Source organism: Streptomyces sp. NPDC048383, assembly GCF_040651775.1.
Taxonomy (GTDB): Bacteria; Actinomycetota; Actinomycetes; order Streptomycetales; family Streptomycetaceae; genus Streptomyces.
In genome coordinates this window covers 1-20,956 of the sequence record NZ_JBEZKS010000024.1, presented here as the reverse complement: position 1 = coordinate 20,956, position 20,956 = coordinate 1, and the positions used below count along the sequence as shown (strand labels likewise).

The window sequence follows — 20,956 nt, the reverse complement described above, 5'->3', positions numbered from 1 at the left end:
TTTCGGGCAATCGCCCCACATGAAACCCTCTGACGTTTCCGGCTCCTCCTACTGGATGCGGACGACCGACTTCCCGTCCTTCCCGTCTCTGACGGCCCCCGTGGAAGTGGACGTGGCGGTCGTCGGCGGCGGCATCGCGGGCCTCAGTACAGCGTGGGAGCTAGCCCGGGCGGGTCTGGGCGTCCTCGTGCTGGAGGCCGACAGGATCGCGAGCGGTGTAACGGGGCATACCACCGGCAAGCTCACAGCCCTGCACACGGCCGTCTACGAGACGCTGCGCACCCGGCACGGCGGCGATGCCGCCCGCCTCTACGCGGTGTCGCAGAGTGCGGCACTGGCCCACGTCATCGAGGTGGCCGAGGAACTCGGCGTCGACTGCTCGCTGGAGCGCCGCCCCGCCGTGACCTACTGCGAGGACCCGGCCGGGGTCGAGGCCCTGCGCGCCGAGGCCGAAGCGGCCCGGGCGGCCGGACTCGACGCATCCTTCGTCACCGAGACGGGACTCCCGTATCCGGTGGCGGGGGCGGTCAGGCTCGAGAACCAGGCCCAGTTCCATCCGCTCGCCTACCTGCGCGGCCTGGTCGACGACCTTCTCGCCCGCGGAGGCCGTATCCACGAGGGTACGCAGGTCACGAAGGTGGAGGGTGGCGATCCCTGCCGGCTGACCACCGCCTCGGGAGCCACTGTCCTCGCCCATCACGTGGTCGTGGCCACCCACCACCCGGTCTTCGACCACGCACTGCTGGCCACCCGCCTGACCCAGCACCGGGACCTGGTGATCGCGGGGCCGATGCCCGCGGATCTGGACCCCGACGGGATGTACATCACCCAGGAAGGCGGGAAGCGGTCCGTGCGCACCGCCCCGCTGGCGGACGGGCAACGGCTCCTGATCGTCACCGGTGAGGCCTTCACCCCGGGCACCGGTGACGACACCCGAGTCCGTTACGCCCGTCTGGAGGCCTGGGCCCGGGAGCGTTTCCCCGGTGTCTCGATCACGCAGCGCTGGGCGGCACAGGACAACAGCTCCACCGACGCCCTCCCCTTGATCGGCGGCCTGCCCACCGCGGGTGACAACGTGTACGTGGCCACGGGCTTCGCCGGCTGGGGCATGACGGGGGGCGTCATGGCCGGACAGCTCATCGCTTCCCTGGTCACCGGCGTCCGTCGGCCGTGGACCGAGCTCTACGACCCCCACCGTTTCGGCCCCGCCGTCCGCTCCGCGCCCGCGTTCCTCAAAGCCCAGTGGGACACCGGCAAGCACTTCGTCAAGGATCGCCTGGACACCCTGGGCGACGGTACCAACGGGCCCGTCAGTGGGCTACGGCCGGGCGAGGGCACCGTGGTGCGGGCCGGTGGGAAGCCGTGTGCCGTCCACCGCGACGACAAGGGTGAGCTGCACGCCGTATCCGCGGTGTGCACCCACATGGGCTGCCTCGTCGCGTTCAACAATGCCGAGCGGACCTGGGAGTGCCCCTGCCACGGCTCGCGCTTCGGCATCGACGGCGCCGTGCTGCAGGGACCGGCGCTGGAACCGTTGGAACGGCGCACGTCCGAAGACCTTTGACGCAGGAGACGCGGGAGACGCGGGAACTGAACGAAGGCACGCGGTGAGCGTGCCGCGTACCGGCCACATCGCTCCAGGAGGACAACGGCAGTGGACGCCAACCGAGACGAACGAGAGAACGAGCAGCAGTCAGCCCCGCCGGTCGCGGACAGGGGCGTTCCGGTCGACGAACACGGTCGTCCCCCGGGGGATCCATCGAGGGTGGGCGCCGACGGATACGCGCCGGCGGACGCCGATCGGGTCCGGCGCGCGAACGAGAACCGCGAAGAGGATCAGGTGCGGGATGACCGGTCCCTGCCCGACGGCGAGACGGCACCCGAACGGGGGCAGGCGCCCTGACCGCTCTCACCCTCTCGGACGGTTCACAGTTCGGGCCTGCCGCCCTGTTCGAGCGAGCCGGTCGCTGACCTGTCGTTAGCTCCGCTCACCTGGGAATTCGGCAGAGCCGCGTGCCCTGACCGGTAGATCCGCCGGCTGCGGTTTTCGGGCGTGGCGCGGGTCGGCCCTGGGTTTCGTCGTGCGTTGCTCGGGTCACAGATGCAGGGCCCCCGAGGGGCCGTGGTCCGCCCCCCTGCATCTGGAGAACTGATGTCCGAGAAGAACCCGGTGAAGGCCGTCGCCGACAAGATCAGCGACATGCTCCACACCGACGCGGCCGAAGGACCCGAGGAAGGGATTCCCGGGAAGCCGGCTCCTGTCTCCCCGCAGCTCGTCGAGCCCACGACGCCGGTGGAGCCGTTGCCGCCGAAGGCGGATCAGAGCGGACCGGAAACGGTCAGCCCGACCGGGCAACCCACCGGCGCGGAGCAGGCCCGCATGGCACAGAGCGGCGCGTACCTGACGAGTGCGCAGGGTGTGCGGCTGCCCGACAGTGACCATTCGTTGAAGGCGGGCCCGCGGGGGCCGGTACTGCTGCAGGATCATCACCTGCGCGAGAAGCTCATGCACTTCGACCACGAGCGGATCCCGGAGCGCGTGGTGCACGCCCGCGGCGCGGCCGCGCACGGTGTTTTCCAGTCCTACGGGACCGCGCAGGCGGTCAGCAAGGCGGCGTTCCTGGCCGGGGAGGTGGAGACGCCGGTGTTCGTGCGGTTCTCCACCGTCCTGGGATCGCGCGGCTCCGCCGACACCGTGCGCGACACCCGGGGGTTCGCGACGAAGTTCTACACCGAGGAAGGCGTGTTCGACCTGGTCGGGAACAACATCCCGGTGTTCTTCATCCAGGACGCGATCAAGTTCCCCGACGTCATCCACGCCGGCAAGCCGCATCCGGACCGGGAGATCCCGCAGGCCCAGTCCGCGCACGACACGTTCTGGGACTTCGTCTCCCTGCACACCGAGGCCACCCACCACACCCTGTGGAACATGTCCGACCGGGGCATCCCCCGCTCCTACCGGATGATGGAGGGCTTCGGCGTCCACACCTTCCGCCTCGTCAACGCCCAGGGCGCCACCACGTTGGTGAAGTTCCACTGGAAGCCCAAGCTGGGCGTGCACTCCCTCGTGTGGGAGGAGGCGCAGATCCTCGCCGGGGTGGATCCCGACTTCCACCGGCGTGACCTGTACGACTCCATCGAGGCGGGCGCGTTCCCCCAGTGGGAACTCGGCATCCAGACCTTCCCCGACACCGCCGACCAGACCTTCGAGGGCATCGATCTCCTCGACCCCACGAAGATCGTCCCGGAGGAGCTCGCGCCGGTGAAGCCGGTGGGCCTGCTGACCCTCCACAAGAACCCGTCGAACTTCTTCGCCGAGGTCGAACAGGTCGCCTTCCACACCGGCCACCTCGTCCCCGGTATCGACGCCACCGACGACCCGCTGCTGGCCGGTCGCATGTTCTCCTACCTGGACACCCAGCTCACCCGGCTCGGCGGCCCCAACTTCCCGCAGATCCCGATCAACCGCACCCACGCGCCCGTCAACGACATGCTCCGCGACGGCTTCCACCAGACGGCCGTGCACCGCGGGGTGGCCCCCTACAAGCCCAACAGTCTCGACGGCGGCTGCCCGTTCTTCGCCGGCGCCGACACCGGCGCGTTCATCGAGGTCCCGGTCGAGGTACCGGCCGGACGCAAGGTCCGCGAAGCACCCGCCTCCTTCAGCGACCACTTCTCCCAGCCGCGCCTGTTCTGGCTCAGCATGACCCCGGTCGAGCGCGAGCACATCATCGCCGCCTACACCTTCGAACTCGGCAAGTGCTACGAGCAGGCCATCAAGGAACGCACCCTGGGCGTGCTCGCCAACATCGACCCCGAACTGTGCGCCCAGGTCGCGGCCGGGCTCGGACTGCCCGCCCCCGCTCCCACCGAACCCCTCGTCGACGTCGCCCCCAGCCCCCGCCTGTCGCAGGTCGGCGACACCTGGCCGCTGGACGGCCGCGTCGTCGGCATCGTCGCAGGCCAGGACATCGACATGATCGGTGTGGACGCGCTCCGCCAGGTCATCCTGGACGCGGGGATGGTCCCGCTGGTCATCGCCGCGGCGGGCGGAGTGCTCGGCGGCGCCGAGCCGGTCACCGTGCAGCGCACCTTCGCCACCGCGCGCTCCGTCGAATTCGACGCGCTGATCTTCGCGGGCGTACCCGGAGCGGGCGCCGACGCCTACGGGGCGCGCGATGCCAAGGCCGGCGCCCCACGGCCGCCCGTCAGCGACCCCCGTGTCCTCGCGCTGCTCACCGAGGCCTACCGGCACGGCAAGGCACTGATCGGTCTGGGCGACGCGGGGACCCTCTTCGAGGCCGCCGGGATCTCGGTCGGCGAGCCGGGAGTCCTCGTCAGCGACGGCGCTCAGGGGATGCGCCGACTCATGGAACTGCTGGCGGCCCACCGCGTGTGGGAGCGCTTCCCCGCCGTGACCTGATCCGACCGCGCGCCCCCGGCGAGGGGCGTCTTCGCGGGTGCGAGCCCCGGACCTCCAGGGTCCGGGGCTCGCCGTTCATGACGCGGTTCAGGCCGCCCGCGTCTTCGTCCGTGCGCGCACGCGGTGCGGTACGAACGCCACGTGCTCGGGTGGCTCGGGGCACGGCGGCCGCTCACTCCAGTCCAAAGGCTTCTGCCAGTCCTCTTTCCCACTCCCTCGCCCCGTCCGCATCCGCCGCGATGACCGCGTAGCGCCATGCGCGGCCGTCCGGTGGGGCGTCCGCGTAGAGCACCACCCCCTCCCCGCTCGCCGGGTCGAAGGCGAGCCGGTGGGTACCCAGCCGCTCAAGGGCTTCCGCCAGCCCGAAGGCCGTCCGGGTGCGCCCCTTCGCCACCATCCACGCCCGGGAGGCCGCGCCGGACGCGGCCGTGAGCCGGGTGACCATGTCGTGGGGCGTGGTGGTTGCGGTCCGGCGGACGTTGCTCTCGCCGGCGTACGGCACTCCGTCCGTGTCGACGAGCGCGTCGAGTCCGAACGGGCCGAGGTGGCCGTGAGCGGCGAGGTGGCGGCCCAGTCGCATGCCCCATTCCTCCAGTTCACCGGCCACGTGCGCACACGACGACGGCAGGGGTGACACGTAGCCCGTGAAGGATCCCTGTTCCGTTCGCATGGCCCCGCTGAACAGGGCGCGAGGGCCCGAAGCCGTGTTCTCCATCTGGATGCTCACCGACTCGGCCACGGTCAGGCACTCCTCCACCAACCACGTTCCTTGCGGGCCACCGACCGCTTCCAGCGCGAGGCTCGTTCCGGCCAGGTCCTGCCGGGAGAGGAAGCGCATCCCGTGGCCCCCCGCGGAGCGGTCGGGTTTGACCACCACCTGCTCGTACCGGGTGAGCAGCCGGCGTACGACACCTTCGACCTCGGGTCGGCGGCACACCTGTCCCGCGGGCAGGCGCATGCCCAGTCGCGCGGCCGCTCGACGGAAGCCCGACTTCGTGTTCAACAGCATCGTGACCGGCACGGCGGCGGCGGCTTCGTCGACCGTCGCGTACGGGTGCACGGTCAGGCCGAGATCACGCGCGAACGCGACGGCGGATGCGTCGGGGGCGGTCGGCAGCAGTGCCGTTCCCGGCTCACGCACGTGAGCGGCGACCCGTTCCATCAGCCCGGCCTGGCGAACGGCCTGGGCCAGCGGGACCGCACCGGCCGGCGGCACTTCGATCACCGCCGTCTGCTCGCGGGGCACGCCCGTCAGGTCGTGCACGTACCGCAGGAACTCCTCGCTCAGCGATCCGGGGGTCACCAGGACATCGCCGGCTCGCAACAGCCATGCCTTGCGCGGCGCCTGCTGAGCCCACTGCGCCAGCACTTCGCCCGCCTCCAGGTCGACCGCCAGGTCCGAGAGGAAATTGGCGAACACCAACAGCGGACCTGCGTTCCGCTCCTTCACTGCTGCTCCTCTCACGCCGTCTCGCCCCGCTCCGGGGGCCGTGCCCTACCGCCTCCATGGTGCGCCGTTCGGTGGGACGAAGTTCAGTAGGCGCGAGATGCATCGGCCGCTCTCTGATGGGTCACTTGGCGGCCGGGGCAACCACGAAGACCGGGGCAGTGGTGACGCGCTCGGGGCGGAGGCCCCGGACGGCGCCGCCTGCGCCCCGGCCCTGTGGCTCTGTCGACCGGCTCTACTGGGGAGGGCGCCGCGTTCCGGGGTCGTTGCGGACCTCCGCGGCGGTGTCCTGCCCGGCCTGACGCAGTCCGTCGGCTGTTTCACGGCCGGCGCTCTGCGCGTGTTCGCTCGTGGTCGCCACGGCCTCCTGGGCTGTTCCCTTGACCGATTCAACGGCATCGGCCACCGGTTCCTTCAGCTCGTCGCGGACTTCGTGTACGGCGTCCAGGGCGGTCTGCTTCACCGGTTCGAGCAGTTCGTCTGAGTGTTCTCGCAGGCGCTGTCCCGCCTGCTCCTCGACTTCGGAGGTCGGCAGCAGGGCGGCGGCGAGCATACCGGCGCCGAAGGCCATCAGGCCCGCGGCGAGCGGGCTGCCCTGGGTCTGCCGCTTGATCTTCGCCGGTGCCTGCTGGATGGCCTCCTGGGCGCTGCTGCCCGCCTCGCGGGCCGTTTCGCCGACGCTCTCGGCGGCTTGGTGCAGGCTTCCGGTGGTGGTGTGCGCCGTGTCCTGTGCACTGCCCATGACGCGCTCCTTCACTCCGCTCACCCGGTCGCGCATCGAGTCGACCTTGCGCTGGGCGATCCTGCTCGGGGTCATCCTGTCGGCGAGGAGGTCGACATTGCGCGCGAGGTGTGCGCGTCGGTACTCCACGTCGGTCCTCAGCTCGTCGGGTGTCGGGCCCATCGGGCATCCTCCTTCAAGGTTTCCACGGTCTGTTCGGGCTTGAGGTTGACGGTCCGCAGGTGTTTGCGGCCGATGACGTAGAGGACGCCGCCCACCACGGCCCACAGGACGGTGACGATCAGTGCGGCCCAGGCCGGGTCCATCACGTTGGCGAGGGCGAAGACGACGGTCAGGCTCGCGAAGAGCAGTACGACGTGTCCGGCGTAACCCGCTCCGCCGAGCAGGCCGACGGCCTTGCCCGCCTTGGTGGACTCCTGCTTGATCTCGGCCTTGGCCAATTCGATTTCATCACGGACGAGTTGAGAGAGGTCCTGGCCTATCTCGCCGATCAGGTCACCGAGGGAGGCTTCGGTGGGTGCCGGTGGGGGCGGCGCGGGCGCCGCCGGTCGTTCGTGAGAGGAGAGGGCCATGCTCAGATCCCTCCTCCGGGCCTCGGGGTGCCCGTGGGCGGTGGGCTCGCCGGCGGGTAGGCCGGGGGCGTCGGGGTGACGTGCGGCGGCTGCGACTGGCCGTAGGTGTCGAGGGGGTCCTCGTACCCGGCGGGTATGCCGCCGCGGTCGGGGGCCGGAAGGCGACCTGCGGCCGGGGTGCTGCTGGCGGTGACCGGGCGGCCGACGGGGGGAACGCCGCCGTTGTCGGCAGGGGTGCCGCTCTCCGAGGAGGCAGCGGCGCTGATGCCCTTGCCGGCCCGTGCGACGACGAAACCGGCCAGGGCCGCTCCGGCGAGGAAGACGCCGGGACGGCGGCGGGCGAAGGTCTGCAGATCGCTGACCAGGCCGTCGGGACCCCGGGTGTCCATGCGCGAGGCGACCTTCTGTCCGCCGTCGGCCAGCTGACGGGCGACGCCGGCCATGGTCGAGTCGGGCTTGCCGTTCTCGCCGAGCTCCCGCAGCTCCTGTGAGAGCCGCCGTACGTTTTCCGCGAGACGTTGCGTCTGGGTCTCGGCCTGGCCGGTCAGCTGGGTCCGCAGCTCGCCTACGAGATCGCGTGCCTGCGCGGTGGCCTCACCGACCACGTTGGCGGCCTGCTCCTTTGCCGTACCGCCTACCTCGGCGGCCTTGTCCCCGACCAGCGAAACGCTCTCGCCGGCCTTGTCCTGCACCGTGTGTGCCGCAGCCGTCGTCCTGCTCTCATCCTGACGGCGCGCATCCTGGAAGTCACTCAAGGCTCCTCCTCCTGATGAATGGCGGTGATGCGTCTCACACCGCCGCCTGCCCCCCTTTCACCGCTTCACCCATGGACGTCGAACATGCCATGGGTACGGATACTTCTCCTCACCCGACGTCGCCCGTTTCCGGTGGACCGATGCACGCGATGCACTCCGCGTCGATTTGATCGGCCAGTTGCCGGATGGCGCCGGCCGCCTCGTCGACCGGACCGGGAGTGGAGGTCTCCTCGACGGCTTCGGGCGGGGTCATCCAGTCGCTTGCCAACGTGCGCAAAAGTGCGGTCACCTCGGTGGCGGGAATGAGGAGCTGGCCGTCGGCGGTGGGGATGAGCGATATGGACACCGAGATCATGATTCCTGCCTTCGCTACGCGTAGGCCGCCGTGGGTGTGGTCGCCAACCTCGACGGCTGAGGGCACGGTACGGGGGCGCGGGAGTGGGGTCACGGGCCGGGTCCGTGTGACAGGTGGCGAGTGCGCCCCCGCCGGCCCGCGATCCCGCCGGAGCCCGGGCCTCCCTGTGCTCCGTCCATTCCGTGCCTACCCAACGGGCACCGAGAAACGCCACCCCCTGACCGGTAGGCCCCCACGCCCCGGCCGTCACCCTCCGTCGCCGGGTCGTTGCGCGCGCCGGCAGCTCCTGGGTCGGAACCATCCGCAGTGTCCGGTCCGGGTGGCCGCGGAGCGGTCCGTCGGTCAGTGGCGGGGAGCAAGCGCGAACGGTAATGGTGGGGGCGGCGTCGGGCATGCGGCTCAAACCGGGGATTTCGGTTGCGTTGCCCCGGCGGCCTCCCGAGGCACTGCACCGTGCCGGGCCGAGGAACAGTCGACGTCCGATCACCCTGCCGTACGTCGCACGACTCCATGGGAAAGGTGACCCGCCATGACCGAACCGGACCGCGTCGGAGAGGACCAGCCCCACGTTCTGCTGCCCCTCCTGACCACATCGGCCGAACAGTTCCTGTCCACCGCCCGCTCTCTGACAGCGCGGCAGACGCGTGCTGCCTCCCCGCTGCCCGGCTGGACCCGGGCACACGTGTTGGTTCACCTCGCGCGCGGCGCGGATTCTCGTGTGCGTCTGCTGACGGCCGCGCGGACCGGCGACGACCATCCCCAGTATCCCGACGAGGAAAGCCGGGCCCGCGATATCGCGACCGGAGCCCTGCGCGAGCCGGACGTCATCCGCTCGGATCTGACGAAGTCGCTCCACGGCCTCTTGAAGGCCATCGCAGCTCATCCCGCCGCGGCCTGGGACGTGCCGGTGCGGTGGCTGGGAGGAGGTAGGCGCCCGGTCCGCGGGGTGCTGTGGAGCCTCCTGCGCGAGCTGGAGGTGCACCATGTGGACCTGGCCGCCGGCTACACGCCCGCCGACTGGCCACACGCCTTCGTCATCCGTGAATTGAACGAAACGGTGCTGCGGCTGCAGCGCGATCCGTCGATGCCGTCGGCGCGGATCCACGTCGTCGATGAGGGTTCGACCCACAGCACCGGCGATGGTGCCGGCCCGCACGTGGCCGGTTGCGCGCACGACGTTCTCGCCTGGCTGACCGGTCGTACGGACGGCAGCAACCTCACCACCGGGCGAACGGACACCGTTCCGACCGTCCCCGCCTGGCGGCGCTGAGCCCTCGGCGCCGCGGCGTGCTGCGCGGGGGCGCCTCACGGGCCGGGCGCCGGCGCACCCCCTTGTCACCGGCTACCGGGCTCCGGGCGAGGTGGTTGGTCCGGGGCTCGTGTCCCGTGGAGGCCGCCCTCACGGGGTGGTGCCAGAGGGCCATGGGGATGGTCCTTCTGCCGTCTGTCGTGGTCCTTGGGGGGCTGCTCCCGCCGGAGGGGTTGACTGCATCCGCGGGGGTGGTCGGCGCGGAAGAGGGAAGGTTGGCGCGATGGGCGGGAGGTCGGGGTGAGCCGGGATGCGGATGTGACCGTGATCGGGGCGGGGGCAGCGGGCCTGTCCCTCGCGGTCCGCCTCGCGCGGCCCCTGTCCGGGGCCGGCCCGGCACCGCGCGTGGTGGTGGTCGAGGCGCCGCCCGGTGCGTTGCGGCCGCCCACCCGGACCTGGTGTTTCTGGGAGACGGGCGCCGGTCCGTACGACGGGCTGCTGACCGCGAGCTGGAACCGACTGCGTCTGTACGCGCCGGACGGCGCGGTGATCGACCGGCCGCTGGGGTCGGCGCGGTACAAGATGCTGCGGTCGGACCGGTTCGGGACAGCCATGACGGGGCGGCTCGGTGCGTACGGGGTCGATCTGCGGCTGATGACGGTGGAATCGGCGCGGGACGCCGGTGATGGTGCGGTGGTCCACGGCAGCGACGTGTCGGGGGCGCCCTCCGTGGTCCGATCGCGGCTGGTCTTCGATTCGCGGCAGCCGCAGCGGCTGCCCGCTGCCCGGACCACGCTGCTCCAGCACTTCCGGGGGTGGTTCGTGCGGACCGCGGAGCCTGCCTTCGATCCTGACGCGGCAACCCTGATGGACTTCCGCCTCACCCAGCCGCCCCGGGGGCTCGCCTTCGGGTACGTGCTGCCGCTCAACCGGTACGAAGCACTGGTCGAGTACACGGAGTTCTCCCGCTCGGTGCTCGACGAGGCGGCGTACGAGCGTGCCCTGCACCACTACTGCACGTCGGTCCTGGGCCTCGGCGACTACACGGTGGGTGAGCGGGAGCAGGGGATCATCCCGATGAGCGACGGCGCGTACCCCCGTCGCGACGGGCACCGGGTCCACTTCATCGGCGCGGCCGGCGGGGCGACCCGGCCTTCCACGGGTTACACGTTCTCCGCGATCCAGCGTCAGAGCCATCACCTGGCCGAAGCGGTGCGGGCGGGGCGCTCCCCCGCCCGGGCACCCGCCGTGCACGGGCGCCGGGCCCGGGGGATGGACGCGGTGCTGTTGCGCGCGCTGGACACGGGGCGGATCGACGGCGGGGCCTTCTTCTGTCACCTCTTCGCATCGGTGCCCATCGAGCGGGTCCTGCGGTTCCTGGACGGCGCGACCTCGCCCGTCGAGGACTTCGGGATCGGTCTGCGCACGCCCGTCCTGCCCATGCTGCGGTCGCTCCTGGAACTGCCGCTCCTGCGCCGTACCGTCCCCGCCTTGGGGCCGGGACGGTACTGAAAGGTTGTCATGTCACTGCTACGCGACGACTCCCTGTCGGTCGCCTTCGACCACGCCGCGGCGCGCTACGACCTGCTGGTCGCGGCGAGTCCCGGTTACCACGGGCATCTGCGCCGATCGGCTCGCCGGCTGGGGCTGGTGGACGCGGGCCGCGGCGTCCGCGTCCTGGACCTGGGCTGCGGCACCGGTGCCTCGACGGCGGCGCTGTTGTCGGTCGCGGGCGCGGCCCACGTGACCGGGGTGGACGCCTCCGCGGGCATGCTGGAACGGGCCGCGGCCAAGAACTGGCCCGCCGGCGTCGACTTCGTGCAGGCGTCGGCCGACGGGCTCGGCGAAGCCGGCGTCCGCGGGCCGTTCGACGCCGTCTTCGCCGCGTACCTCCTGCGCAACGTGCCCGATCCCGACCTGACGTTGGCCCGTGTGCGGGCCGTGATGGCGCCGGGCGCGAGGATCGCCGTGCACGAGTACGCGCTCAGCGGGAAGCCGGTGCACCGGGCGCTGTGGACGGCCGTGTGCCGGACGGTGATCATGCCGCTGGGGCGTACGGGCGGGGACGCCCGACTGTACGAGCACCTGTGGCGCAGCGTGCTCGGTTTCGACACGGCGCCGCGGTTCGCCGCGCGGATGCGGGCGGCCGGGTTCGCGGACGTGCGGGTGCTGCCGCTGCCGGGGTGGCAGACGGGGATCACCCACACCTTCGTCGGGCGGGTCGCCCCGTGAGCGGGGCCTACCCGGGCCGGGACCGGCGGGCCCGGCGCGTGGATCCCCGCGGTGGGCGGCCGCGGGTCGAGGAGAACGGACCGCGGGTGGCCGTGGTCGGCGGGGGCATCGCGGGCCTGTCGGCGGCCACGGCCCTCGCCGAACGCGGTGTGCGCGTCGTCCTCTTCGAGCGGGACGGGCAGCTCGGCGGCCGGCTCGCGGGATGGCGGACGCGGCTCGCGGACGGCACGGAAGCGACGATGAGCCGCGGTTTCCACGCGTTCTTCCGGCAGTACTACAACCTGCGGGCGCTGCTACGCCGGACCGATCCGGGGCTGCACGGGCTGACGGGGCTGGCGGACTACCCGCTGCGCCACCGCGACGGCGGGCAGGACAGCTTCGCGCGGGTGCCGCGCACTCCGCCGCTGAGCGCGCTGGGTTTCGTCGCGCAGAGCCCGTCGTTCGGCTGGCGTGATCTGGGCCGGATGAACCCGCGCGCGGCTCTGCCTCTGCTGGATGTCGGTGTCCCGGAGGTGTACGAGGCGTTGGACGGGGTGAGCGCGAGCGAGTTCCTGGCGTCGATCCGTTTCCCCGAGGCGGCGCACCATCTGGCGTTCGAGGTGTTCTCCCGGAGCTTCTTCGCCGATCCGGCGACGCTGTCGGCGGCGGAGCTGGTGCTGATGTTCCACATCTATTTCCTCGGCTCCAGCGAGGGGTTGCTGTTCGATGTGCCGCGCGAGCCGTTCCCGCAGGCCCTGTGGGATCCGCTGGCCCGCCATCTGGACGGGCTGGGCGTGGAGTTGCGTACGGGCACCCCGGTCGACGAGGTGCGCCCCGTCGGTGAGGTGGAGGTGGAGGTCGTCGCTGGGACGGCGGTCGAGCGGGTCGACGGGGTGGTTCTGGCACTGGACACCGGGGGGCTGCGGGCGGTGGTCGGCGCGTCGCCGCGGCTCGTGGGTCCGGCGTGGCGGGCATCGGTGGCGGGGCTGCGGACGGCGCCGCCGTTCCTGGTGTCGAGGCTGTGGTTGTCGCGCCCGGTGGCGGGCGGCCGGCACGGGTTCCTGGGCACGAGCGGTTTCGGTGACCTCGACAACGTGAGCGTCCTGGACCGGTGGGAGGGCGAAGCGCACCGGTGGGCGTTGCGCACCGGTGGTTCGGTGGTGGAGCTGCACGCGTACGCGGTCGATGCGGCGGAGCGGCGGCGGGACGTGGAGGAACGGCTGGTGGGCCGGCTGCGTGAGGTGTACCCGGAGACGGCGGACTCCGGGATCGTGGATGTGCGGCACGAGTGGCGTGAGGACTGTCCGCTGTTCACGGTGGGCGGCCACCGCGAGCGGCCGGGTGTTCGGACGGGTGACGCGCGGGTGGTGGTGGCCGGTGACCTGGTGCGTACGGGTTTGCCGGTGGCGCTGATGGAGCGGGCGGCGACGAGCGGTTTCCTGGCGGCGAACGCGCTGCTGGAGCGGTGGGGTGTGCGCGGCGAAACGCTGTGGACGGTGCCGGACCGGGGCCGGTCCGCGGCGGGCCGGTTGTTGGCGGGACTCGGGCAGCGGTCGCCCCGCGCGCGGTAGCGGGGCGGCCCGCCACCGGGCCGGTGCCGGCTCCTGGCGCGGGGGTCAGCCGGGGAAGCGGCCCGTGCCGCGCAGGTGCATGCGGCGTTCGGCGTAGGCGAGGTCGTCGCGCCACAGCCGGGCGGCCGTGCGGCGTACCAGGGGCCGCAGGAGGGGGGCGGCGGTGCGGGCGAGGGTGAAGCCGGGCCGGTGGGAGGTGGCGATGACGGCTTCGGTGACCCGGGTGCGGGGGCGGTCGTCGCGGCCGGGCCCGAGCGGGGTGGCGTGGGTTTCGACGACGGAGCCCCGGCCTTCGCCCTCGGTGATGCGCATGACGACGGTGCGCGGACCGGGGGCGGTGAACTCGGCCGTCACGGGGACGACGATGCGGCGGGCCACCTTGAAGGAGACGCGCACGGTCAGGACGTCGGTGTCCGCGCCGTCGTCGAGGACGGTGAGGTCGACGAAGGAGTAGGGGTGGAACCACGCCCCGTGCCAGGGGTCGAGGCGGTTGGCGACGATGTCCTCGGGCTCGCAGACGCCCGTACCGGTGTAGACGGCGGCCAGGGAGCGGGCGGCGGGTGGGCGGACGGGTACGGGGGGCGCGTCGAGGGGTTCCTCGCCGCCGTGGTCGTCGAGCCGTACCCAGGCCAGGACGCCGTCGTCGTGGGCGGGGAAGGGGTTCCATCCGGCGAAGGGGGCGCCGGTGAGGGCGAGTCCGTGCCAGGGGCACACCAGGGCGCCGCAGCGGACCGGGGCCTGGGCCAGCGCGGCGCCCAGGTGCGGGCAGGCGCCCGGTCCGGCGACGAGCGTTCCCCCGGCGTCCCGCCAGGACACGATCTCGATGCCGTCGACCGTGACGCCGTACCCGGCGCCCGTACGGACGGCGCTGCTGGGGCCCAGCACGTACCAGTTGCCCGTGGGCCGGGCCTGCGCCCGTTTGAGGGCGGCGTCGATGAGCCGGGGCGAGGCGCTCCGCCAGGTCGGTTCCTGCCGGTGCCAGGCCACGGGTTCGCGGCGCAGGCTGACGGGGATGCGGCGGCGGGCGCGCGGGCTCATCGGACCGGCTCCTTGGCGGTGGGGGCGGCCGGGGCGGTCAGGCGGCCGGCTGCGATACGGGCCAGTCCGGCGGCGGCGACGGCCGCCCTGCGGGTGAGGGGGACGGCGGAGCGGCGGTGGACGCTGGTGTATCCGTCGCGGGCGACGGCGTCGAGGATCTCGCCGTAGAGGACGAAGGCGGTGCGGACGCAGGGCCGGGAGCGGGGTTCGAGCATGGCCAGGCCGGGCTCCGCCCTCGCGTAGAAGCGCCGGGCCAGGGCGGCGGCGGCGCGCAGGGCGTTCGTGACGCGGGGGTCGCTGCGGCCGGTGCGTCTGCTCCACAGCAGCAGTTCGCGGTCCACGCCCTCGGCGGCGAGGAGGTCGGCGGGCAGGTAGACGCGGTCGCGGTCGAGGTCTTCGCCGACGTCGCGGATGAAGTTGGTGAGTTGGAACGCCTCGCCGAGGGCGGCGGCGTGCGGGGCGGCTTCGTCGCGGGGGGCGGTGTGGCCCAGTACGGGGAGCATCTGGAGGCCGATGACGGCGGCGGAGCCGTGCATGTAGCCGCGCAGTGCGTCCAGCGTGTCGTAGTCGGTGACGGTGAGGTCGCTGCGCATGGAGGTGAGGAAGTCGTCGAAGTGGCGGTGCGGGATGCGGTAGTGGTGCGCGGTGTGGGCGACGGCGGTGACGACGGGGTGGTGGCCGGTACCACCGGTGATCGCCGTGTGGAGGTCTCGCGAGAGGGTGTGGAGCCGCTCGGCGCGGTCGCCGGGGTCCGCGGGGGCGGTGAGGTCGTCGACGATGTCGTCGGCGAGCCGGGCGAAGGCGTAGAGGGCGTGCACGGCGGGCCGGCGGGAGGCGGGCAGCAGCCGGGTGGCGAGGAAGTACGTCTTGCCGTGCCGGGCGTTGAGGCGGCGGCAGCGGTCGAAGGCCGCGCGCAGGGCGGGGTCGGTGATGGCGGCGGCGTCGAGTTCGCGTCGCGTCATGCGGGGCTGCCTTTCGCTGCGGGGAGTGGCGCCGTGGTGCGGGGGCCGGCGGGCAGGCCGGTGATGCGGGCGGCGGCGAGGCGGCCGGAGATCAGGACGGTCGGGACGCCGACGCCGGGGGTGGTGCCGCAGCCCGCGAGTACGGCGTTGGCGGTGCCGCGCACGAGGTTGCGGGGGCGGAAGGGGCCGGTCTGGGGGAAGGTGTGGGCGACGGAGAAGGGGGTACCGTCGGCGTGGCCCTGGGAAGCCCAGTCGGCGGGGGTGATGAGGACCTCGGTGTCGATGGCGTCGGCGAAGCCGGTCAGGCCCCGGGCCTCCAGTTCGCGCAGCATGCTGTCGCGGTAGCGGGGGGCGAGGTCGTGCCAGGAGGCGGCCGAGGGGCCGACGGCCGTGTTGGGGCAAGGGGCGAGGACGTAGTGGGTGTGCTTGCCGGGTGGGGCGAGCCCCGGATCGGTGGCGGTGGGCCGGGTGATGAGGAGGGAGGGGTCGCTCATCAGGCGGCCGGTCCGGGTGAGTTCGTGGAAGGTCTGCTTCCAGGCGGCGCCGAAGGAGATCGTGTGGTGGGCCAGCTCCGGCCAGGTCCGGTCCGTTCCGACGTGCAGGACGACGGCCGACGGGGAGTGGCGCAGGGCGAGCGGGCGGCGGGGGCGGGCGCCGAGCAGGCGGTAGGAGACGGGCAGGTCGGGGGTCAGGACGACCGCGTCGCACGGGATGCGCTGCCGGTCGGTGACGACGGCGGTGATGCGGTCGCCGGTGCGTTCCAGGCGGGTGACGCTCTGCCCGTAGTGGAGGGTGGCACCCGCCTCGGTGGCGGCGGTGGCCAGAGCGGCGGGGACGGCGTGCATGCCGCCTTCGGGGAAGTACACGCCGGCGATGGTGTCCATGTAGGCGATGACGGCGTAGGCGGCGAGCGCGCGGGCCGGCGGGACGCCTGCGTACAGGGCCTGGAAGGAGAACACGCGCTGGAGCCGCTCGTCGGTGATGAACCGGCCGATGGCGGGCTGGAGACGGCCGAATCCGCCCAGGGCGGCGAGGCGGGCCAAATCGGGGTGCAGGAGGGAGAGCGGCGAGTCGAAGTTGGTCTCGATGAAGCGGCCCATCTGCGCCCGGTACAGGTCGTGCAGCCAGTGGCGCAGGCGCCGATAGCCTGCGGCTTCGTGGCCGCCGGCGAAGCGTTCGATCTCGGCTTCCATGGCTTGGGCGTCGGTGTGGACGTCGAGGCGGCTGCCGTCCGCGAAGCGGGCGTGGTAGGCGGGGTGGAGGGGGCGCAGGGTCAGCCGGTCGGACATGGTCATGCCGACCGCGGCGAAGGCCTCCTCCAGCAGGTGCGGCATGGTCAGGACGGTGGGGCCGGCATCGAAGCGGTAGCCGTCGCGTTCGATGAGGCCGGCCCGGCCTCCGGGGAGGCGGTCGCGTTCCACGAGGGTGACCTGCCGGCCGGCGCCGAGCAGGTGGAGGGCGGCTGAGAGACCGGCGAGACCGGCGCCGACGACGACCACGTGGTCGGTGCGGCCGGTGACCTTCCTCATCGGGTGCCTCCGTAGCGGGCGGCGGGTTCATCGGTCGGGACATCCGGCGGCGCGGGCGAGGCGACCCGTCTGAGCAGTTCGGTCAGGTGCCGGGCGGCGGGGCCGTGCAGGCGGGCCGCGGCGAGGTGGCGTTCGGAGGCGCGGGCCAGGCGGTCGATGCGCCGTTCGACGTGAGCGGGCGCCCCGGTGGCGTGAAGGGCCGTACGGACCGCGGCCAGGTCGGGGCCGGAGAGGGCTCCGCTCCCCCGGCAGGCCTCGAGGAGGTCGACGGCCGCGTGGTTGCCGGTGGTGCGGGCGGCCGCGTGGGCGAGGGCGACCAGGTAGGTCGCCTTGCCGGCGCGGATGTCGTCGCCCGAGGGTTTACCGGTGACCGCGGGGTCGCCGAATACGCCGAGGAGGTCGTCGCGGAGTTGGAAGGCGATTCCGGCGCACCGGCCGGCGGCGGCCAGGGAGCGGCGGGTGGCGTCGTCGACTCCCGTCAGCGCGGCGCCCAGGGCCAGAGGCTGTTCGACGGTGTAGCGGGCCGTCTTGAGGCAGACGGTGCGGATGGCGCGGACGGCCGAGCGGGAGGAGGTCGCCTGCCCGTGGAGGTCGAGGTACTGCCCGGCGACCATCTCGGTCCGCATGGCTCGCCAGATCCGCAGGATGTCGGTGCGTACGGGCGGGTCGAGGTCGGCTCCGGCCACGAGGTCATCCGCCCAGCACAGCGCGAGGTCTCCGGCGAGGACGGCGACGGACTGGGCGAAGGATGCCGGGTCGGCTTCGTCCGGGCGGGTGTTCGCCGGGAACTGGAGGCCGACCTGCGCGTGGAAGGAGGGCCTGCCTCGGCGTACCGCCGATTCGTCCATGACGTCGTCATGGACGAGGGCGCAGCTCTGGATGAGTTCGAGCGCGGCGCCCAGGCGCAGCGCGCCGGCGGCGTGGGCGTCGGTGCCGCCGCAGGCGCGCATGGCCCACCACAGGAAGCGGGGTCGGATCCGCGAGCCGCCGCCGAGGGTGAAGTCGGCCAGGCGTTCCGCGACGTCGGTGGCGAAGACCGGGTCGAGCGAGCGGCTGTACGCGACGGAGTCGGCGCACAGGCGCGCCAGCTCGCCGGTGACGGCGTGGTCGACATCGGCGTCGACGGTTGCCGCGGTGGGGGGCCGGGAGGCGTGTGCGGTGGGGCGGTGGGTGATGAGGTGGCGGGCGACCGACTTCGCGTGCATAGAGTCCTCCGTGTCGTGAAGTGGTGCTTGCCACCTGTTCCGCGTTCACCGGGCGCACGGATGCGTTCTCCCGCAACCGCTGCCGGTCCGAGGCATTTGTCCCCCGTGGACGGAGGGGCTCAGACAACGCACGCGGCCCGTCCACCTGATGGGTGCACCGGATGCGGGCCGAGCGGCGGCCGGGGGCGTGGGAGGGGGCGCGCCGGATGCGTCGGCGTGACCGGGCCGGCAGCGGGCGAGCTCCAAGGGCGCGGGATCCCGGACGGGCACCTGCTCGGTGTCGAGGAATCGGCCGGGGACCCGGACCCGAAGCGGGCCGTCGCCCGGCGGGGGTGGTCGGTCCGTACGGGCGGATCGGGTGGGCGCGGCGGGGCGCGGCGGGGCGGGACGGACGGGGGCGCGGCCGGTGCTGTGCGCTGTCGCCGACCGTGCCCCAGCCCGACGGAAGGACCATGCGGATGCGCGTGCGCCGTGGCAGCGGGTGGCCCTCCTGGCCGCCCTGCTCGGGCGACGGGCGACGGGCGACGGTAGCGACGGCGTGGCCGCGTTCCGTCCGCAGGGGAACCCGGAGCGTACGGTGACCGGCGGCGGGCTGCGCCGGCCGATGGGCATCGCGGCCGACAGCCGGGGCAACCAGTGGGTGTCCAACAGCGGTGGCGTTCGCAGGCCGTGCGAGGACTACACCCCGCAGGACCTGGCCGATTCGGCGGGTCCGGCCGGCGGCCCGGCCGCGGACGGGGCCTCGGTCATCCTGCTCGCCCCCGACGGTTCGCCCCGAGGCCATCGTTCACCACGGGCAGCCTGCCGCTGCCCCGGGGCATCGCGGGGGGGCACGGCAGCCGTGCCGCCCCCGCACCACCGCGGGGGCGGGGGCGGGCTGCGAGGCGGCCGCCCGTCCCGTTCACGGCTACTTGCCGACGACGGCCCGGACGTTCTCGACGCTGCCGCAGTCCGCGGCCAGGTGACGGGCGCGTTCCTCCAGGAAGGCGGCGCCGAGCTCGGCGCGCCGCTCGTCGGGGACGTTCTCCCTGGCGCCGTTGAGGATGGTCCGTTCCTCCTCGTCCAGGTGGTGGGAGACCGCCTTGACCAGGTCCTCCAGCTTGGAGTCCCACTCGTCGGATCCCACCTCGTCGACTTCGAGGAGGGCCAGCAGGGCTTCGTTGCCCTCCTCGTGTTCTTCCGTCCCGTGCTCGACTTCCTCGTTGTCCACGCCCTGGAAACGCTTCAGGGCGCCGTACACCTTCGACTCCTCCGCCTCGCCGTGCGCGATGAGCAGGGCGGAGAACTTCGCCAGCGCGTCCGCACGGTCGGACTCCACGCTCCGCATCCGGCGGAACAGGTCCTCCATCCTGCGGTGGTCCTTCAGGATCAGCGCCACGACGTCCTGGTCCTGATCCTTGTGCTGCCGGTCGGCTGCCATGCCGGCTCCCTCCTGGCTGGGGTCACTTGCCTCGTCCGGCGCGTGCTCGGCGCGGCGCGGTTGAAACGTCCCGGGCCCCCCAAACCTGCCGGTCACGGGTTTCCGCCGCCGCGCGCGGGCAGGCGCACGAGCATGACCCACGCACTTGCCTCGCTCCTGCACGTCGTACGTCGAGAACCAGCGGTCGTCCAAGCGCTCCGCTCGACGGCCGCCGCCGTCGTCTCCTATGCCGTCGCGCTACGGCTGAGCAGTGAACCCGCGCCGTTGACGGCGCCGCTGACCGCCCTGCTCGTCGTACAGGTCACGCTCTTCACCACGCTCACCACCGGGATCCGGCGGGTGAACTCGGTGGTCGCGGGGGTCCTCGTCGCGATCGCGTTCAGCGCGCTGGTGGGTCTGACGTGGTGGAGCCTCGGCCTGGTCATCCTGGCCTCGCTCGTGGTGGGCCGCTTGGTGCGGGCCGGGGAGTTCGTTCCCGAGGTGGCGATCAGCGCCATGCTGGTCCTCGGGGTGACCCGGGTGGCGGACACCGCCTGGGACCGGGTCCTCGAAACGCTGATCGGCGCGGCGGTCGGGCTGGCCTTCAACGTGCTCGTCGCCCCGCCCGTGTGGGTGGAGCCGGCGAGCGCCGCGATCACCGGTCTCGCGACGCGGATGCGCACGCTCCTCCTGCACATCGGGAGCGAGGCGGAGCACGCCACGACCGTGGAATCGGCCGCCGCCCGGCTGCACGAGGCCCGCCGCCTCGACAACGACGTCGCCGAGGTCGACGCGGCGCTGCGGCAGGCCGAGGACAGCCTGCGGCTCAATCCCCGCGTCCGCGAGGGCCTGCTCTTCCGGCTCGTGCTGCGCACGGGTCTCGACACGCTGGAGATCTGCGCGGTCGTCCTGCGGGTGTCCTGCCGGACCTTGACCGACATGGCCCGCTCCCGCGGTCCGGAGCCGTTGTTCCCGCCCCTGGTGGCGGAGGCGCTCCAGGAGGTGTACGAGCACTTGGCGGGCGCGGTCGAGTCCTTCGCCCAGCTCGTGACGGCCCAGGTCAGCGCCAACGCGGAGGCGGCCGAGGAACGGCTGAACGAGGAGCTGGCCATCGCCCGCCGCAGCCGCGAGCGGTTCGCCGCCCTGCTGCCGGGGCAGATCGCGCGGCACCCCGACGAGTGGCAGCTCTACGGGTCCCTGCTGGCCGACGCGGACCGGGTGCTGGACGAGCTGGGGGTGGAGAAGCGCTCGGCGCGACTGATGGAGGAGCTGGACCGCCATTCGCGCGAACGGCGCGCACGGTATCCCCGGCTGCACGCGCTCGCCGGCCGGGCGCCGCGGGGTCGGGCCCGTGCGAAGGTCTGAGCACGGGAGCACGGGAGCACGGGAGCACGGGAAGGCGGGAGCACGGGAAGGCGGGGATACCGTGCGCGCCGTTCGCGCGAATGGCGGTCCAGCTCCTCCATCAGTCGCGCCGAGCGCTTCTCCACCCCCAGCT

At 72.8% G+C, this 20,956-nt stretch carries 17 protein-coding genes; 7 read left to right on the top strand and 10 right to left on the bottom strand.

Going from position 1 to position 20,956, the window contains the following annotated elements:
- The first annotated feature begins 55 nt into the window (after positions 1-55).
- Both AB0D46_RS18325 and AB0D46_RS18320 read left to right on the top strand, forming a co-directional pair.
- Positions 56-1,564, top strand: coding sequence for an FAD-dependent oxidoreductase (locus AB0D46_RS18325; protein WP_362878670.1), 1,509 nt, complete (start codon positions 56-58; stop codon positions 1,562-1,564).
- A 588-nt stretch (positions 1,565-2,152) separates the two neighbouring features.
- Positions 2,153-4,423: a catalase gene (locus AB0D46_RS18320; RefSeq protein WP_362878537.1), complete on the top strand. Its 2,271-nt coding sequence runs from the start codon at positions 2,153-2,155 to the stop codon at positions 4,421-4,423.
- A 172-nt stretch (positions 4,424-4,595) separates the two neighbouring features.
- On the opposite strand, the gene AB0D46_RS18315 is transcribed toward AB0D46_RS18320, so the two are convergent.
- The 5 genes from AB0D46_RS18315 to AB0D46_RS18295 all read right to left on the bottom strand — a co-directional run bounded on the left by AB0D46_RS18315 (position 4,596) and on the right by AB0D46_RS18295 (position 8,294).
- Positions 4,596-5,873, bottom strand: a complete 1,278-nt coding sequence (locus AB0D46_RS18315; RefSeq protein WP_362878535.1) for a peptide ligase PGM1-related protein — start codon at positions 5,871-5,873, stop codon at positions 4,596-4,598.
- Between the two features lie 232 nt (positions 5,874-6,105).
- The gene (locus AB0D46_RS18310; RefSeq protein WP_362878533.1) at positions 6,106-6,774 is read right to left on the bottom strand and encodes a DUF3618 domain-containing protein; all 669 of its coding nucleotides are present in this window, start codon (positions 6,772-6,774) and stop codon (positions 6,106-6,108) included.
- The gene (locus tag AB0D46_RS18305; RefSeq protein ID WP_362878531.1) at positions 6,750-7,184 is read right to left on the bottom strand and encodes a phage holin family protein; all 435 of its coding nucleotides are present in this window, start codon (positions 7,182-7,184) and stop codon (positions 6,750-6,752) included. The genes AB0D46_RS18310 and AB0D46_RS18305 overlap by 25 nt, the downstream gene beginning before the upstream one ends.
- Before the next feature lie 2 nt (positions 7,185-7,186).
- A complete protein-coding gene (locus AB0D46_RS18300) occupies positions 7,187-7,939 on the bottom strand; it encodes a hypothetical protein (RefSeq protein ID WP_362878530.1) in 753 nt (250 codons plus the stop codon).
- 109 nt (positions 7,940-8,048) lie between these two features.
- Complete coding sequence (locus AB0D46_RS18295; RefSeq protein WP_362878528.1) at positions 8,049-8,294, bottom strand: hypothetical protein; 246 nt, start codon at positions 8,292-8,294, stop codon at positions 8,049-8,051.
- 529 nt (positions 8,295-8,823) lie between these two features.
- Between AB0D46_RS18295 and AB0D46_RS18290 the strand changes: the two genes are divergently transcribed.
- From AB0D46_RS18290 to AB0D46_RS18275, 4 genes are all read left to right on the top strand, one after another.
- Complete coding sequence (locus tag AB0D46_RS18290) at positions 8,824-9,564, top strand: maleylpyruvate isomerase family mycothiol-dependent enzyme (RefSeq protein ID WP_362878527.1); 741 nt, start codon at positions 8,824-8,826, stop codon at positions 9,562-9,564.
- Positions 9,565-9,861: 297 nt separating this feature from the next.
- Positions 9,862-11,055 carry a lycopene cyclase family protein gene (locus tag AB0D46_RS18285; RefSeq protein WP_362878525.1) on the top strand — a complete coding sequence of 398 codons (1,194 nt, stop codon included), beginning with the start codon at positions 9,862-9,864 and terminating at the stop codon, positions 11,053-11,055.
- A gap of 9 nt (positions 11,056-11,064) precedes the next feature.
- Positions 11,065-11,775, top strand: coding sequence for a class I SAM-dependent methyltransferase (locus AB0D46_RS18280; protein WP_362878523.1), 711 nt, complete (start codon positions 11,065-11,067; stop codon positions 11,773-11,775).
- Entirely contained in the window at positions 11,772-13,325 is a 1,554-nt protein-coding gene (locus AB0D46_RS18275) for an FAD-dependent oxidoreductase (protein ID WP_362878522.1), read from the top strand. Before AB0D46_RS18280 ends, AB0D46_RS18275 begins: the two co-directional genes overlap by 4 nt.
- Before the next feature lie 45 nt (positions 13,326-13,370).
- Here the strand turns inward: AB0D46_RS18275 and AB0D46_RS18270 are convergent, their stop codons facing one another.
- The 5 genes from AB0D46_RS18270 to AB0D46_RS18250 form a co-directional block, all read right to left on the bottom strand.
- Positions 13,371-14,363 carry a DUF5914 domain-containing protein gene (locus tag AB0D46_RS18270; protein WP_362878520.1) on the bottom strand — a complete coding sequence of 331 codons (993 nt, stop codon included), beginning with the start codon at positions 14,361-14,363 and terminating at the stop codon, positions 13,371-13,373.
- A complete protein-coding gene (locus tag AB0D46_RS18265) occupies positions 14,360-15,325 on the bottom strand; it encodes a phytoene/squalene synthase family protein (protein WP_362878518.1) in 966 nt (321 codons plus the stop codon). The genes AB0D46_RS18270 and AB0D46_RS18265 overlap by 4 nt, the downstream gene beginning before the upstream one ends.
- Positions 15,322-16,854, bottom strand: a complete 1,533-nt coding sequence (gene crtI / locus AB0D46_RS18260; protein WP_362878517.1) for a phytoene desaturase family protein — start codon at positions 16,852-16,854, stop codon at positions 15,322-15,324. Before crtI ends, AB0D46_RS18265 begins: the two co-directional genes overlap by 4 nt.
- Entirely contained in the window at positions 16,851-18,059 is a 1,209-nt protein-coding gene (locus AB0D46_RS18255; protein WP_362878515.1) for a polyprenyl synthetase family protein, read from the bottom strand. The genes crtI and AB0D46_RS18255 overlap by 4 nt, the downstream gene beginning before the upstream one ends.
- A 907-nt stretch (positions 18,060-18,966) precedes the next feature.
- A complete protein-coding gene (locus AB0D46_RS18250) occupies positions 18,967-19,479 on the bottom strand; it encodes a hemerythrin domain-containing protein (protein ID WP_362878514.1) in 513 nt (170 codons plus the stop codon).
- A gap of 132 nt (positions 19,480-19,611) precedes the next feature.
- On the opposite strand from AB0D46_RS18250, the gene AB0D46_RS18245 reads away from it, so the two are divergent.
- Entirely contained in the window at positions 19,612-20,823 is a 1,212-nt protein-coding gene (locus AB0D46_RS18245) for an FUSC family protein (protein WP_362878512.1), read from the top strand.
- Positions 20,824-20,956: the final 133 nt, after the last annotated feature.

Coding starts and splice junctions, on each gene's coding strand:
- AB0D46_RS18325 (WP_362878670.1), top strand. CDS start 56: ATGCGGACGACCGACTTCCCGTCCTTCCCGTCTCTGACGGCCCCCGTG.
- AB0D46_RS18320 (WP_362878537.1), top strand. CDS start 2,153: ATGTCCGAGAAGAACCCGGTGAAGGCCGTCGCCGACAAGATCAGCGAC.
- AB0D46_RS18310 (WP_362878533.1), bottom strand. CDS start 6,774: ATGGGCCCGACACCCGACGAGCTGAGGACCGACGTGGAGTACCGACGC.
- AB0D46_RS18305 (WP_362878531.1), bottom strand. CDS start 7,184: ATGGCCCTCTCCTCTCACGAACGACCGGCGGCGCCCGCGCCGCCCCCA.
- AB0D46_RS18295 (WP_362878528.1), bottom strand. CDS start 8,294: ATGATCTCGGTGTCCATATCGCTCATCCCCACCGCCGACGGCCAGCTC.
- AB0D46_RS18290 (WP_362878527.1), top strand. CDS start 8,824: ATGACCGAACCGGACCGCGTCGGAGAGGACCAGCCCCACGTTCTGCTG.
- AB0D46_RS18280 (WP_362878523.1), top strand. CDS start 11,065: ATGTCACTGCTACGCGACGACTCCCTGTCGGTCGCCTTCGACCACGCC.
- AB0D46_RS18270 (WP_362878520.1), bottom strand. CDS start 14,363: ATGAGCCCGCGCGCCCGCCGCCGCATCCCCGTCAGCCTGCGCCGCGAA.
- AB0D46_RS18265 (WP_362878518.1), bottom strand. CDS start 15,325: ATGACGCGACGCGAACTCGACGCCGCCGCCATCACCGACCCCGCCCTG.
- crtI (WP_362878517.1), bottom strand. CDS start 16,854: ATGAGGAAGGTCACCGGCCGCACCGACCACGTGGTCGTCGTCGGCGCC.
- AB0D46_RS18255 (WP_362878515.1), bottom strand. CDS start 18,059: ATGCACGCGAAGTCGGTCGCCCGCCACCTCATCACCCACCGCCCCACC.
- AB0D46_RS18250 (WP_362878514.1), bottom strand. CDS start 19,479: ATGGCAGCCGACCGGCAGCACAAGGATCAGGACCAGGACGTCGTGGCG.
- AB0D46_RS18245 (WP_362878512.1), top strand. CDS start 19,612: ATGACCCACGCACTTGCCTCGCTCCTGCACGTCGTACGTCGAGAACCA.